The 14,390-nt window shown below is 40.8% G+C and carries 17 protein-coding genes; 2 read left to right on the forward strand and 15 right to left on the reverse strand.

Going from position 1 to position 14,390, the window contains the following annotated elements:
• Nucleotides 1–2 precede the first annotated feature (2 nt).
• The 15 genes from QQL36_RS02130 to QQL36_RS02200 all read right to left on the reverse strand — a co-directional run bounded on the left by QQL36_RS02130 (nucleotide 3) and on the right by QQL36_RS02200 (nucleotide 12,328).
• Nucleotides 3–542, reverse strand: coding sequence for a hypothetical protein (locus tag QQL36_RS02130; RefSeq protein WP_321568728.1), 540 nt, complete (start codon nucleotides 540–542; stop codon nucleotides 3–5).
• Nucleotides 539–1,387 carry a conjugative transposon protein TraN gene (gene traN, locus QQL36_RS02135; protein ID WP_321568729.1) on the reverse strand — a complete coding sequence of 283 codons (849 nt, stop codon included), beginning with the start codon at nucleotides 1,385–1,387 and terminating at the stop codon, nucleotides 539–541. Before traN ends, QQL36_RS02130 begins: the two co-directional genes overlap by 4 nt.
• A 42-nt stretch (nucleotides 1,388–1,429) precedes the next feature.
• Nucleotides 1,430–2,053 carry a hypothetical protein gene (locus QQL36_RS02140; protein ID WP_321568730.1) on the reverse strand — a complete coding sequence of 208 codons (624 nt, stop codon included), beginning with the start codon at nucleotides 2,051–2,053 and terminating at the stop codon, nucleotides 1,430–1,432.
• Between the two features lie 11 nt (nucleotides 2,054–2,064).
• Complete coding sequence (gene traM / locus QQL36_RS02145; protein ID WP_321568731.1) at nucleotides 2,065–3,348, reverse strand: conjugative transposon protein TraM; 1,284 nt, start codon at nucleotides 3,346–3,348, stop codon at nucleotides 2,065–2,067.
• 8 nt (nucleotides 3,349–3,356) lie between these two features.
• Complete coding sequence (locus QQL36_RS02150; protein WP_321568732.1) at nucleotides 3,357–3,809, reverse strand: hypothetical protein; 453 nt, start codon at nucleotides 3,807–3,809, stop codon at nucleotides 3,357–3,359.
• Nucleotides 3,810–3,812: 3 nt separating this feature from the next.
• Entirely contained in the window at nucleotides 3,813–4,433 is a 621-nt protein-coding gene (gene traK / locus QQL36_RS02155; RefSeq protein WP_321568733.1) for a conjugative transposon protein TraK, read from the reverse strand.
• 42 nt (nucleotides 4,434–4,475) lie between these two features.
• Nucleotides 4,476–5,549, reverse strand: a complete 1,074-nt coding sequence (traJ, locus tag QQL36_RS02160; protein ID WP_321568734.1) for a conjugative transposon protein TraJ — start codon at nucleotides 5,547–5,549, stop codon at nucleotides 4,476–4,478.
• 29 nt (nucleotides 5,550–5,578) lie between these two features.
• Nucleotides 5,579–6,202 carry a TerB family tellurite resistance protein gene (locus QQL36_RS02165; RefSeq protein WP_321568735.1) on the reverse strand — a complete coding sequence of 208 codons (624 nt, stop codon included), beginning with the start codon at nucleotides 6,200–6,202 and terminating at the stop codon, nucleotides 5,579–5,581.
• Nucleotides 6,203–6,204: 2 nt separating this feature from the next.
• Nucleotides 6,205–6,849: a hypothetical protein gene (locus tag QQL36_RS02170; protein ID WP_321568736.1), complete on the reverse strand. Its 645-nt coding sequence runs from the start codon at nucleotides 6,847–6,849 to the stop codon at nucleotides 6,205–6,207.
• 139 nt (nucleotides 6,850–6,988) lie between these two features.
• The gene (locus tag QQL36_RS02175; protein ID WP_321568737.1) at nucleotides 6,989–7,666 is read right to left on the reverse strand and encodes a conjugal transfer protein TraI; all 678 of its coding nucleotides are present in this window, start codon (nucleotides 7,664–7,666) and stop codon (nucleotides 6,989–6,991) included.
• Nucleotides 7,667–7,677: 11 nt separating this feature from the next.
• Nucleotides 7,678–8,307, reverse strand: coding sequence for a hypothetical protein (locus QQL36_RS02180; RefSeq protein ID WP_321568738.1), 630 nt, complete (start codon nucleotides 8,305–8,307; stop codon nucleotides 7,678–7,680).
• A gap of 17 nt (nucleotides 8,308–8,324) precedes the next feature.
• On the reverse strand, nucleotides 8,325–10,850 hold the full coding sequence (locus QQL36_RS02185) for a TraG family conjugative transposon ATPase (protein ID WP_321570535.1): 2,526 nt from the start codon (nucleotides 10,848–10,850) through the stop codon (nucleotides 8,325–8,327).
• Nucleotides 10,792–11,175: a DUF4133 domain-containing protein gene (locus tag QQL36_RS02190; protein WP_321568739.1), complete on the reverse strand. Its 384-nt coding sequence runs from the start codon at nucleotides 11,173–11,175 to the stop codon at nucleotides 10,792–10,794. Before QQL36_RS02190 ends, QQL36_RS02185 begins: the two co-directional genes overlap by 59 nt.
• A gap of 247 nt (nucleotides 11,176–11,422) precedes the next feature.
• Nucleotides 11,423–11,761, reverse strand: coding sequence for a DUF4134 domain-containing protein (locus tag QQL36_RS02195; RefSeq protein WP_321568740.1), 339 nt, complete (start codon nucleotides 11,759–11,761; stop codon nucleotides 11,423–11,425).
• A 45-nt stretch (nucleotides 11,762–11,806) separates the two neighbouring features.
• Nucleotides 11,807–12,328, reverse strand: a complete 522-nt coding sequence (locus QQL36_RS02200; protein ID WP_321568741.1) for a hypothetical protein — start codon at nucleotides 12,326–12,328, stop codon at nucleotides 11,807–11,809.
• Between the two features lie 318 nt (nucleotides 12,329–12,646).
• On the opposite strand from QQL36_RS02200, the gene QQL36_RS02205 reads away from it, so the two are divergent.
• Both QQL36_RS02205 and QQL36_RS02210 read left to right on the forward strand, forming a co-directional pair.
• A complete protein-coding gene (locus QQL36_RS02205; RefSeq protein WP_321568742.1) occupies nucleotides 12,647–12,847 on the forward strand; it encodes a hypothetical protein in 201 nt (66 codons plus the stop codon).
• A 49-nt stretch (nucleotides 12,848–12,896) separates the two neighbouring features.
• A complete protein-coding gene (locus QQL36_RS02210) occupies nucleotides 12,897–14,315 on the forward strand; it encodes a S41 family peptidase (protein WP_321568743.1) in 1,419 nt (472 codons plus the stop codon).
• The last annotated feature ends 75 nt before the right edge of the window (nucleotides 14,316–14,390 follow it).

Raw genomic sequence — 14,390 nt, forward strand, 5'->3', positions numbered from 1 at the left:
CCTCAGGATATACCTTTACCCAAACGGGGCGCATTGAGCAGTACCCGTGGTTGTTCCCGTCGTTTCGATTTGAGCAGAGGTTGTTGCATTTGCTGAGAAACAGCTTTTGTAGTCGCGTCCTGTTTGTTATCTGTGGCCAAAACATTGGTATCAAAGGGGGCATTATTCACAAGCCTGCGTTCCCTTTGCTTTTCATTTATTATTTTAGCTGCATTCCTAACCTGCTTGAAAATAAAGCCAACAGTTTTCCAGGCCGCTCTTGCGATGTCAGCCGTCCATCTTTGCCACCAAGGATAAAGCTGGCGCCGGGTAGTCCTCAAATGCCCTTTTAATATCTTACGGGATGCTTTCACATCTTTGTCCTTGGAGTCCTTAATTTGACGCTGTAGACTACGAAGGTGTTTATATTTTACCTTCAGGAAAGATTTAGACTGTACAGTAGCAGCACCCAGCGTTTTCTGATACAATTGTTCTTTCGCTGCCCATCGTTGCAATTCCTCTTCGAGTGGGTTCATTTTCACACCAGTATCTTTCTTCATCATTGATCAGTTTTATCGGGGAATAGTGGACTTGCTTTTAATATATCCTTCCCCTTAATTCTGAGCTGTAAATGCCTATCGCCGTTTCTTTCAAAAAGATCTATCGTTAAGAACTTCGAATCTGCAATGGTAAATTGAGGAAAGGCAATCACCCAGGTCTGGCTTATTTTGTTGGAAATGTTCCCGCCTGGTGTTAGTAGCTGATACAAGGGGTAAACTTCCTGTTCCAGGACAGAGGTACGTTTAGCCTTTGTTTTGTCCCTCTGGCATGCCTTGCTATAGTCGATGACATAAGGAATATTAGAACGGTTATTCAGGGTAAGATGAAAGTATAATACGCCATTATGTATATATACGCCCCGCAAGTTGATTTTCATTCCGCTGTTATGCGCTTTTGGATGGCGTGCCCTCTTTTTGAATTGGGCAATGCTGTCAGCATTTCTCCTGATAGCGTATTGAAATTGATTAGAGGTATCTACTTTCTGCGACTGTATGGCTGACAACAGTTTCTCAGGTGTACCAAAATGGTATTCCAAGGAGGGGGCTTCTTCAACATAAAAGACACGGATTGAGTAGATGGCACCTTTATCGGTAAAGACAGATATGGTGGTCGGCTTAAAATTCTCCCGGTTAGCCTTAACCTTCAGCACATAGCTGTTCTTATTAGCTGCCTTGACTAAAATATCGGCAGACCCTCTATCGTAATCCTGTACAGGAGCGTCAAACACGAGCAATACGGTTTGGTAAAAACTTACATAAATGTTCTTTACCTCGAACGTAGTTTGTGCATGCAGCCTCGAAAAGAACAATCCAACAAATAACCAATTTAACAACATCACCTTTTTCATTTTCACATTATTATTAGTCAAAGAATACAGTAGTCTTATGAGTTACAGCTTTTTTGCCCTGCCACCCTTCCTTTTGATACCCTCCGGCAAGTCCCATCCCTTAATTTTAAGCTCATGGCGCATAAATAAGTGAGCTTCCTTAACAGAAGGGAAATGGTTGCGAAATGACTGACGCGGGTAATGCTTTTCACTCAGCAACTTGAGGCGGAAATCCCCTGCAATAGACTTGGCAAATGGAGTACCTGTCAGGTATTTCACTTGCAGCTGCCTGCTAATAGCATATCCATCCGTTCCGGCCTGTTCCAAAGCATAGAGCGTACTAAGCAATTCTATCATGGTGTTGTAAACACCGTTAGTTTTAGATAGCTGCTGTCCCCAGTCAATTTCTGATAGCTTCCGTTCCAGATTGGCGGTATCGATACCATCGATTTGTGCGTGTATAGGAACAATGGGGAGCTTTAATAAAATTTCATATTCGGTTAAATCTATAGATTTCAAGTCCGGCAACAGGCGAAATGACAGATATATAATTAAATCGTCCTTACCCTGTTTTTCAGGAAAACTGATAGAAGCCTCCGAAAGGCCATCCTGAATAGCCCGTTCAATAGGCGCCTTTGCAGCGCTTAGCCCTAACTTATCTAATTGCTCTAATGTTAATTTTGCCATCGTTCTTTCGTTTATTCGTTACTATTCGTGTCCAATAGAAGGATAGGATGACCGCTTTTCACCGTTACCTTGATAAGTTTAGTCTTTTTAGAGAGCAGACTTTTTGCAGCACTAATACCGGCTGTAGCTGCTTGTGCGCCAATATTGGGATCAAGTGATGCCATTTGCAGGGTCTGAATAGCGTTTGTAGCTTCGTCTTTAGCCACGTCCCTGGTTATAGCACCGGGGACACGTATGCCGGCAATGCCGTCACCATCATAGATCTGTAAGGATACCGGAAAAATATTACCCTTATATTGAATTTCTTTAATCTCACCCATTAACCTTTCATTGCTTAAGTCGCACACAGCATGTGCATTTGTACCTTTAGGTATCAGTTGCCCTTTGATATAAATATCCTGCGTTAACCGAATCTTTAAAGCTGCACCTGCTACTAAGGTCTGCTCTTCGTCTACAACAGCGGCAACAGCATTAGTTGTCCCAGGTTGATCCTCCGCATCTTCAAGATCAAAAAAACGATTCGTTTTCGCAGGCTGCTGGAATATGCGGGCAAGCGAATCTCTCCACCTGCTATAGATGGTATCGCCCTGATTGGGCCTGGCAGGCAATAAATCGTCTCCTTGATATTTGGCTGATGTAGCAACCGGATAAACTTTGCCCCGATTTTTCAGCGATTCCTCCTTTAATTTATTTCTCGTTCTGGAAGGATTCTGAATATCAAGGACTTTATCAAGCATATTGTTTAATTGCGTCATTTCCGGGTCAGGCTCACTGGCAGCCCCCTGCATAGCATGCATCATCTTTTCCATCTGACGCAATTGCTCATCTGCTGATCCTGAAACATCCTGTGTTTGGGAAGTGGCAGGCCCACTCGCCTGCACTGGCTTATCGGATACAGATAACTGTTTCTGCAACAAAGCCAATTGTTCCTTTACCTTTTCTTCTCCGCCTACAGGTTTGCCGGACTTTAGATTTTTAAATTCAGAGCCGGGGGTAGTCGGCGTGGAGAAAGTATCACTGCCGCTGGGCACTGTTAAGGCATACGGGTCACCTTGGGCAAGTTTGCGTAAGGACAGTGAATCTGTCTCTGCCTTCTTATACAATGACAACTTATCCATGGCATCATCCTCTTTTAACTTTGGTGACGGCAGGACAGTATTAAACCCTGAATTCACGGTTGGCGGCTCCCTATTATCCTCCGCGCCGCCCATACCGTAAAAAATCAAACAAATTAATGGGATGAATACCACAGGCATGAATAACAATATCCGCGCTTTCAATTTTTCTTTTTCCATAGTCGTTGCTATTTTTTTGGATACAATGAATTACTAATTAGGAGCATGCTATCGAGTAGTCCAGGATTATCGGCTTCAAAAAACTCAATTTCCTTTCGGCCTTGTTCAGTTCTGCGCATGCTGTCAAGTATGTTTCTAAAACGCGATGCAAGCAAAGAATCATTTTTGCTATAACGGGCATCAGCTAAACTCTCTGAAGGGAATACAGGAGGTGGCGCGGATTGCAATGGAAGCATGCCGGATACAGGCAAAATATGGATACCAGGTATTGCACAAACAACACCAGCTATACTAAGCGCAAATAGAGACACTATCAGTACGGTCTTTCTTTGCCTGATCGCCATTCGTTCGACCTTGGCATTCAACATTAAAGAAAGATGTCGCAACTTTTTGTCGGCAAAATCAGCCAGCTTTCCAAATACAAAGGGAGTACCCTTTCTATTATTATTTTTCAACCACATATACTATTTATTATTGACGGTTACATCAGTATTATCAATTATGGCCCATCGTTCAATCAAAAAGCCATGCGGATTATTCTCTGTACGGGTATTCAGGTCTCTAATAAACCCATCTGTAATGAGGTTACGTATCACTGTAGAAGTTGGCCTAACAATGCGTAATTTTCCATAATACCGAAAAGAATAAGGGTATTGGTTAATATCAATATGAACACTGTCGCAGGAAACTTCCTGGCTAATATTGCCAGACACCACCTGATCATAATAGCCCGCTTCCTTTAAATCATCATATTGGGCTTTAGCTGATTTATCAACCAGGTACATTGCCTTGCTTAGGCCAGACTGTATAGCTTTCTCATCTGGTGTAAGAGAAAAGAAAAGGCTATGAAACACTTTAATGTGATCGGTGGCTTCTACTGGAATATTATCCTTTCTCGTAGCGGAAACTGCCTGAATAGCTTTGCCGTCTATTATTACGAATACCTTTTGTTGCGCATCGCCTGCGTACCGATAACTCCTGTAGATGGTATAACAGGTAATAATCACCGTTGCAATGATAAGCACAGCTGTAAACAGTCGAATATGTTTAAAAGCCGTTTCTATATTCTTGAATTGTTGGAACATAACACACATTTATCATTCTACACACTTACAATACGGCTCCCTTTACGAACGGATACCGAACGGGTTGGTGGCAACATCAGCTACCCTGCCGGTCATCGAGTGGGCATGTCCAGTCACCTTATGCTGCAAAGCTGATCCGCCGCCGGCATGTACAATCCAATCTGCGATACTTGGAACTGTGGTATAACAGATAATGCCTATGACCATAAATACCAGGTAACCTGCATCATATAAACCAAAACTGGTCGTTCCTGATTTGGCAAGAGAATCCAAATCCATCTGAATTAAATGTTGTTGAATTGTACCCAATACCGAACCAAGGATATTACAGATGGGTAGCCACAAGTAAATATTGATGTACCGGGCAAGGTAAACCGGGAGCGTATGATGCAAGCCGTCGAAAACGCTCAACCCAAGGACCAACGGTCCAAGTATACCCAATAGGATCAGGTTAAAAATTCTAAGCGTATTTATACAGAGGGAGGCAGCAGCATACAAAATTTGCAGAATGGTAGACAATACCATTTTAAGCTCGTTTTGCATATTGTACTTCATTTTATCCCATATAAACTGCATTTCCTTCCAAATCCTGGAGAACATCCCCCCGCCACCATCACTAGGATGTGCATACTTCACCCAAAGGTCATAGTCACCTGTCTCTGACTTGCCTACCAAGGCTTGCCACTGGTCCGTACTTTTTATAGCCGCATCCTTTTTCGCGAAGAGTTCCTTTACTGCCGCGTCAGAATTTACCACCAGCGTCTTGGTCCCACTTACTGTAGGAGATAGGATTCCGTTGAATACCGCCAAGACGGCGGGAAAGTTCAGGATGACGAGCGCAATCGCAAAAGGCCGCATTAAAGGATATACGTCTACCGGCTCTGCTGCTGCTATGCTACGCCATACCCGATGACCTATATAAAAGACTGATGCAAAACAGGCAATAGCCCTTCCAATACCGATCAGGCTGGAACACTTGGGAAGCATATCTTTATATAACTTATCTAAAACAGCCTGAAGACCGTTGATATGCTCAGCTACGGACTGTGCTGACGCAATAGAGGGAATAAATACACCTATAGCAATCCCGATTATAACCAAACACCACACTTTCATAACTACTCAATTTTAAACAGGTATATAAATCAATTCAAATCATGCAGCGTTTCCAATCCGCTGTTCTCGTTATTTTCCCGAATGAGGTTTACCATGTACGTCCTGGTGTCAATGTTGAATAACCTTAAAAAGGTAAGTTTGCCTTGGAGATCATCATAAATTTTATCAATAGCCTTTAAACGTTCATCATCCGACATTCTCAGTGAACCTGAAGTAATGACCATTGTAAGCTCAGATAAATTCCTAACTGAACCTTCGTATAAGCTGTTAAAAACACGGCTGATATAATCACGATAGGAGCCTTGAAACACACTGGCAGATCCAAATGTTTTCCAGGCTTCTTTACCCTCCTGAAGTATAGCTACCTGACAAGAAATAATATCGGCTACACGCCTGTATTTTTTCACCTCCGGGCTTACGATGTAAAGACCATCTAAAAAGACCTCATGTAACTTATAGTTACCGCTGGCAACGTCCTTCACTTTGTTATAGCCATCAGAAAGGACTTTATATCCCTTATACATATCCTGCAATATGCTCTTCAACTGGGCTAACTTTTCAATATTCAATGCCAATTGTGCCAACTCAATTGCTTGCGCGCTTCCAGACCTGGGCAATAATAACAACAGCAAAAAACCTACACACCATTTCATAATCACTTCTTAATGCTTAACAAAGTTTGTAATCCTTCATTCTCAGCCGCCTGCTTTCCCACGTTCTGATCCGTAAAAATCACCAGCTGATAATACCTGCCTGCGTCTGCGGACTGAACGCGATTGGCATTGATTGCGGCATTAATTCTTTCAATGCGTTCGTCATCCGTCATTTGCAGGCGTCCGCTTGTGGTCACTGCAATAAGATCATCCAACGTAGCGGAGATTTTACCCATCAGTGTGTCTATGCAGCGTGAATAATATTCTCGTTGAGCAGGGAGAAAACGACTATTCCCTGTCATTCGATGCTTTGCTTCGGTGCATAGTTTGAAAGAAAAGGCTATATTATTTGCCGCCTCCAATAAGGGCGCATAGTGCTGTATATTGGGATTGACCTGTTTTAAAGAGTTAAAATAATCGCTGTGCAAGCTGAATTCCCCGTTTTTAATATCATAGACAGCATTTAAGCCCCCCTTCGCTATATCATATCCTTTCTTAAGATAGCCGGCATACACCTGGAAAGCTGCTATCTGTGCCAACAGGTATTTTGTCTGTGTCTTTTTCTGGTTAAACCATTCATCCCAGGTCTGAGCATATCCCAAACGAGATATGGAGAGCAGCAACAACAATAAGATTACAATTCTCATACGGATAAATTAAAAAAGTAAACACATAGGTTGATAATATCGCTTTATGGCATATTATCTAAAACGCGTGGTAGACGTTCCCACAGCCGACAAAGGTATATGCCTGAACATATACAGCGCGATTACAGGAAATTTGGCTTCATTCAAGGTTTCCGTATAACCGACGCAATGCAGCCAGATCGTTTTGATCCTTAGCCCTGTTAAAAGCCTTCGCCTTATTACTACTATTATACTGACGCAAATCACTACAATTTTCATCGATAGCTTCCCCAGCTCGATGTATAAGAGCCAGACGTGCGGCATCGTTCATCTGCGTCAGGAAGGAATTTATAACCAGATTAACCGATTTAAGATTTTGTGCACTTTGCGTTAAAATACCGTCATACACCTCGGCCATGTGCTCAACTTCATCAGGGGTAAAATGGCTATCGCTCTTAAAAAGACTGTAAGCCTCCTTATACTCATCGATCATGTCTGCCTGCTTTTGAATGATGACCTTTATTTCCTGGTAGTAAGTAATAACGTTTTTAACCTTTACCAGTTCGTCGTAATAGACCTGGTAAAGCTCCTTCTGCTTTGTCACCCAGCCTGATATTTCATCCAGCTTTAGTTTCGACAACGTATTCTCGATTGCCTTCTGAGCATTCTGAAGACCGATGGTTTTGTTTTGCATTCGTTGAACCTGCAAATCAATCGCCTTTATGATCTTTTTTGCAGCGGCCTTCACCACCACCCAAACGATTGCATGACTTTTTTGAGTGGGTGCAACCGTCAGCATGGCAGACAAAAAGAGCGCTATAATTAGTGACCTCTTCATTTTAATAGATTCTATTTAAGAAAACTGAAAACACATTTCTTTGGATTTGCATTCACTCGCTTATACAATTCCGAAATAGCTTTATCAGCCGGGTAGTAAACAGCACCGGCAGAAAGGTCAACAGTAATTAACAGCTCTTTTGGCAGTACATAAAAGGCATCGTGCGTCAAATAAAATGATCCCAACATGGATAGAGGCAAGTAGTTTAAGGCAAGATAAATGCCTATATGCCTGTCTTCATTTGAAGGCGAAGAAATGATCCAACCCAATTTTTCTACTACTGCGTATGTACTGTTCCAGGCATCCAATCGGCTGCGAACATCCCCGGCGTACCGTTCATTCCACGGCAATTGCTTCAGATCTTCTTCCAGCGTTTTAATACACACTGAACCTATATAAACCCCTTCAAAATCTCTGTTCATCAATATCGCAGAAGTATACGAGTCAAGATGGTAACAGCCAGCCAGATCCCTATTGAAATCAATCTTAAAATGAAAATTGGCTTTATCTTCTCTTTTCCGGCAATAGAGTGAAAAATTGGGTGGCTCTTTTTCAGCCATCAAATCAATTTCACTTGTAGGTAATAACGTATCAAACCCTAAAGCCACCAACATCGACTTTGCAAAGAATGTATCACTCATACAATTTATTTTAAGGATTATGCCGCCATGACCATTTCCTGGATGCCTTTCTCCATGCTGCCATGTATTGCTGCCAACTTCTGCACGTTAGTCTTCTCAGTCTGTTCGGTGGTGTAGGCATAATATTCCTGACGGGATACTTCCGTTCTGTATACCTTACTAACTGTTCCACCTAAACTGATAAATACTTCTTTGTATTTCCTTCCGGGTTCATTTGCTTTGTTCATACTTAATATGAGGGCCTTTTCCTTATCAGTAAGACCCAAAAGCTCTTGAATTTGGTCAAACTTGTTCTGATACTTGCTTTGATCGAGAAGGATTTTTGTATCACTATTATTGATAATGGCTTGCTTCACAATAGGGCTTGCAATCATATCGTCTGCTTCCTGTGAAACAACAATTGCTTCACCATAAAATTTCCGTACGGTTTTGTAGAGGTATTTAATATATTCCGCGAATCCATCTTTCATCAATGCTTTCCACGCCTCTTCAATAAGGATTACTTTGCGAATTCCCTTCAGCTTTCGCATCTTGTTTATGTACAGCTGCATCACCGTGAGTACGGCTGCTGTAAACAAAATTTGATTATCCTTAATATTATCAATTTCAAAGACTATGAACCTTTCATCCAAAAGGTTTAAATTCTCGGAGGCGTTCAGTAGAAAGTCAAATTCGCCACCGGTATAGTAAGGTTTCATGACGAATAGGAAATTATTTACGTCAAAATCCCGTTGCTGTAGCTTTTCGGCCTCTAAAACAGACACATACTCGTCCCTGAAAAATTCATAGAAGCTATTGAAGCAAGGAAATACCTGGCTATTGGCATCCAAAAAGGCATAGTAGGCCGTCAAGACGTTCGATAACGCGACATATTCACTACGTTTAAATGTTTCGGTGTCCTTCTTCCATAAAGCTAACAGTAGTGTTTTGATACTTTCCTTTTTCTCGGTATCCAGGGTATCCCCAATGGAAATGTAGAAGGGATTGAACTTAATCGGGTTTTTCTCTTCATAGGTAAAGTAATAACCGTTAACAAGCGAACACAATCCGGAATACGAGTGGCCTACATCAACTATGACCACATGTGCCCCCTGTTCGTAACAAGAACGCATGTATGCATTTGTAAAAAAGCTCTTACCCGATCCGGATGGTCCAAGAATAATACGATTAAGATTTTGAATTACCCCATTGGCCCGTGGAGCCAGGTCGAGATCGACAAATAGTGGCTTACCAGATATACGATCCGCTAAACGAATGCCTACGGGAGCAATAGAAGTTTCCGCGCAACTTTCCTGGTTAAAGAAACATACAGCCTGTTCGGAAAAGGTAGAAAATGTTTCATTCATGGGCAGGTCTGCAGCGTTTCCCGGTAGTCCTGCCCAGAACAGTTGTGGTGCACCATTAATTTCCAGATTAGGCACCGCATTCATTTGGGTAAGAGACGCTGCGACTTTATTGCGCAAATCTTTTATACCTGCCTGGTCATCCGACCATGCCAATATATTGAAATGACCACGTACAAATTGACGCTGTTCACTAATTGCCTCATTAAGGAAATCATTTGCTGCATCCCGGCTGATGCTATTCTCCCTTGAATAATTGGAAAGAGACTGCATCCGTCTGCGCTTCGCCTCCAACGCTTTGGTTTCTTTAAGGGGATCTTGTACAACTATGTACTGATTATAAATATGATTGCAACTTAAAAGCTGGCCTACCGGTGAAGCGAACCCGACAAAGAACTTCGTTTTATCGGTAGAATACTTGTCATTCTGTATTTTCGGACTGCAAACAGATGGCAGGTTCTCCACATCACTTAAAGTATACAGTTGGCAAAATTTTTCACCAATTCTCAGATCAGGTTTGAAGGTTATGTCCTTTATTTCCGGCGTATCACCATCGGCTGACAGGAAAAGATATTTTTCAAATAAGCCTGGCAAATCTTTATTACCCACCAGGTCGGATGCGGTCAACATGCGGGATTTAATGGCCCCACTTGCTGTTATGAGCTTTTCAAATTGACCGGCTTTATCCTGAAAGTTCTGTAATACAGCAGGATTAATGGTCTGAGGCGGTACAAAAGAATTCCTTAGTAAGTTGGAGAGTACAGAACTGGCGGGCCTCCTTCCTTTTACAGGCAAGGTCAGCATAAGGTAGCAATGATGGTCTAAGTAAGGGCGTTCATGAAAGTACTTTTCACTACTGTAACTTAGGAAAGTATGATTATCCCGATCAAAGTCTCCTTTATATACCCTATCGACGTACCAATCCTGCTTGTGCAGAATGGTTCCGGTAGGCAGGATGCGTATCGCTTTTACCCATGCATGATGAATTGCATCCAGGTCCTCCTGACTTGATGTAAATATCTCGGGAAGATGCAATTGAAAAGCGACTGTAATGTCACCATTCTTACTGATAATTGCGTCGTTTTCCACTTTATAGATCGGCAGAATGCCGTCTAACTTCTTAGTATTGTTGACCGGTGGCTTAATTTGCAATACCACGGCGGTCATTATGACCATGACTAACGCTAACACTACTATCATCACACATCACATTTTCTGTTAATCGAAGAAATACCTTCCTTGAAGTAGATAATATTGCAGAAGGCACCCGGCGGTAAGCCATGGCTTTCATCAACCCATGTTCACCATACTTTCTCGAAGCCTGGCTTACCCCTGTAAACAATGCACCCCCTAAAACACCCACTGTTGGCAACAAAATAAAACCGGGCGCCCCTGCAATATGACCTACGACATAGAGCAGCAATAAAACGATCGCTCCTATTGCCAAATAAATAAGGTATTGCGCTTTTACGCCTTTTACTTCAAGCGGCTTATTGACACCTTTATTGATCTGATATAGTTTCATTCTTAAGACATTATAAGAAAACATAAACAGGAACACCCGGCATTCAAACACACTTTCCATCTACAGGTCTATACTTATGCCAGGAGAACAACACGAATCAATAATCACTGCATAGACCTCACAAACGCGGGCATTCCTGTTATGTATTGGTGGGTACTAACCGCAGCCAAGCCGGCTGATAGCTGGGGCATGCTTCATCATCATGCCCAAAATGGTCCGGTCCTTTTCCCCAAGAACGTGCTTTCATTTATACTTTAAAGAAGCCTTTCAATATCGTAGCCACTACCACCAAGAAAATACACGCACCGAACCAGCTGCTAGCTACTTTCGAGGTATCCTGATCTCCGCTTGACCACTTGTTATATACCTTCACAGCCCCCACGATCCCTACCAGAGCACCTATTGCATACATGAGGTTAACAGCAGCGGGAAAGTAACCTTTGACGGCGGTTTCGGCAGCGGTTAAACCATCCTGCGCATATAACTTTGATATTCCTGCCATTGCGGCAACGAACAAAAATGTAAGTTTCCTTCTCGAAAAGACATGATCCCTCACACGAACCCATGCACCACACAGTCGTTTCATTACAATATGTATTTAACTTGAAAAAATAAGAGAAAAGCAATGCTATTAAGCAGCTGGAATTAGCGCGTCCGCTTCAGCGGTTGAAAGCTCCAAACCAGCTACCTCAGATGCTTTCCGGGTAATCACATTAGCCAGCATTGTTCTATAAGGAGGTGCATGCAATACAGGAGCTGAAGCGACTTCCTGTGTAATGTTTGCGAAAAGCAGTTCCCTATCCATATCAGTTCCAGCATTTTCCAATAGAATCTCAATGTTATCCACTACCAAAGACATGGTATCCAGGGCTTGTTCTTCCGGTCCTGGTTCAAAAACAAATCCCGGTTTTGGGATTGGCTCCGCTTTAAGTGAATTAGATAATGTTGCATTTTCGTTTACCGGGGTCTGGTCAATTTCGTCTGGTTCTTCCTGCGTTTCGACATGCCATACCCGCTTTGAAGGGGTGGGCGGCGGCCCACTCTTCCATAACACTTTACCAAATCGCAACATCACGTAGCCGTAATACACTGCCGCCGCACCACCCAACAAAGTGAAAAACTGCCCCCAACTCATAATTCCTGCTAACATCAATATTTTCGTTTTGCGTTATTAATATGTTTGTCAATCATCACGACACAAACATACATTCAGCAGGAAGAGAAAATATACACCGAGTATACAGGTCTATAAGATTTCTTGTCTTGGTATTATAAAGCCCAATTATGTTCGAGCGTATCTCAAGTATTACATAGATTCATCTTTGCAATAATAAAGTTTAAATAAAAATATGGGGTTACTCCCTAAAATCACCGGTTCACTCCCTAGAAAGAACTGTTTACTCTATTATTTTGAAATCTTACAAGTATGGGTTAATTTTATATCAGTTTGTAACCAATAAATACACATCTTATGAAAACACCTAAAATGCACAACGGGAAAGCATTATTATTATCAAAAACAATCATTTCGAACTTTGCCCCTTATAATATTAAATATTCTAATGCCAACACTCCTAAGGAATCTCAGTTTATATGTGATTCTACTGTTGAACCAATTTGCCGAGGAGTAGTAAAAAATATTCATGCGCAAAAGTTAAAAGAGAATATTTAACGTTTACAATGCCAATAAACTAAACTTTCAACTCAATTAATCATTAAAAATGCAACGGATAATATTACTCTTAATTATCTGCAATGTATTCTTGTGTTTAAAATTAAAAGCACAGGAATGTAATTGTAGCACAAACCTTGATACACTAATAAGCGATATAGAAAATAATTATGTGGGCTTTAATATAAAAACGAAGGAAGAAAAAGCGCATGATTATAAAACCCTAATTAAAACCCTTCGTGCAAAATCACACAATTCTGACCATTATAAATGCTATTTACTATTGACAGAATATGCAAACTTTTTTAATGATCCACATTTAAAGGTACTAACAACCAAATTGGGACCAACCAATAAATACTACGATTCATTAAAAATTATGTTTTCTAAACTTGCAGTTGAACATATCAATCTTGACTCAATAATAAATTATTATCATGAACACGACACCAATAATACCTTAGAAGGAATTTGGAGTCTGCCTGAATTCAACTATAAGATAGTAATTGTAAAAACAAACACAGCAGAAAGATATAAGGGTATTGTAATAAAAGCAGACAACTTTAAATGGTATAAGGGACAAGTTAAAATGGTATTGTCTGGAAAAAATCCATATAATATTCAATTCTATATTGCCGATCACACTCAAAGAAATGCAAAAGCATTAGTAGAAAATAATACTATGAACCTCGGTGAACTCGGAACATGGAGAAAAGAACAAAAAGGAATTCAAATAAATTCGGACAAAGAAGATATAATATATTTCAAATATTTGTCCAGCCAAACATCTCTGCTAAGAATAGGAAGTTGTGATATCCGTTTAAGAGATACCATTAATGAAATTATAGGAAAAAACTGGAAAGAAATTACGGGAAGGAATAATTTAATTATCGACATTCGGAATAACACTGGCGGAAGCATTATGACATTAGATACACTTATTAGGCTATTTTATATCAAACCAATTCTTACAGACGGTCTATATATTAAATCTTCTAAGGAAAATATATTATTGTATACGGAAGCCTTGAACAATCCAGAATTTAATGATAAAGAAAAAAGAAATTTCCAAGAAGTAATTGATAGCCTGAGAGCTCACCTAGGTGAAATAACTCTGGTTTCAAAGCCAGATTCTATTGTCCTAAATGGAACCGTTAATCCGAAAAAGATCGCAATAATAACGAACTCCCGAACAGGAAGTGCAGCGGAGCTATTTACATTATACGCCAAACAAAGCAATAAGGTTATTGTAGTCGGCGAACATACTAATGGTGCATTAGATTATACAGAATTAGGGAGAAATCGAAATTTACCTTGTCCAATGTGGCAATATATTTGTCCTATGGGCATGTCAACTCATATATACAAACCCTTGATCGACAATATTGGAATTATACCTGACCAAAAAATTCCTTACAATATTGATTGGATAAAATGGACTCAAAAATATCTCGAATATGATAATTAAAGGGTTAAATAATTCACCTTGGATTCATGTCATTTTCTGGTTATTATATTCGTTAATGAACTATGGTATTACCTA

It is taken from the genome of Chitinophaga sp. LS1 (assembly GCF_034274695.1).
Classification (GTDB): Bacteria; Bacteroidota; Bacteroidia; order Chitinophagales; family Chitinophagaceae; genus Chitinophaga.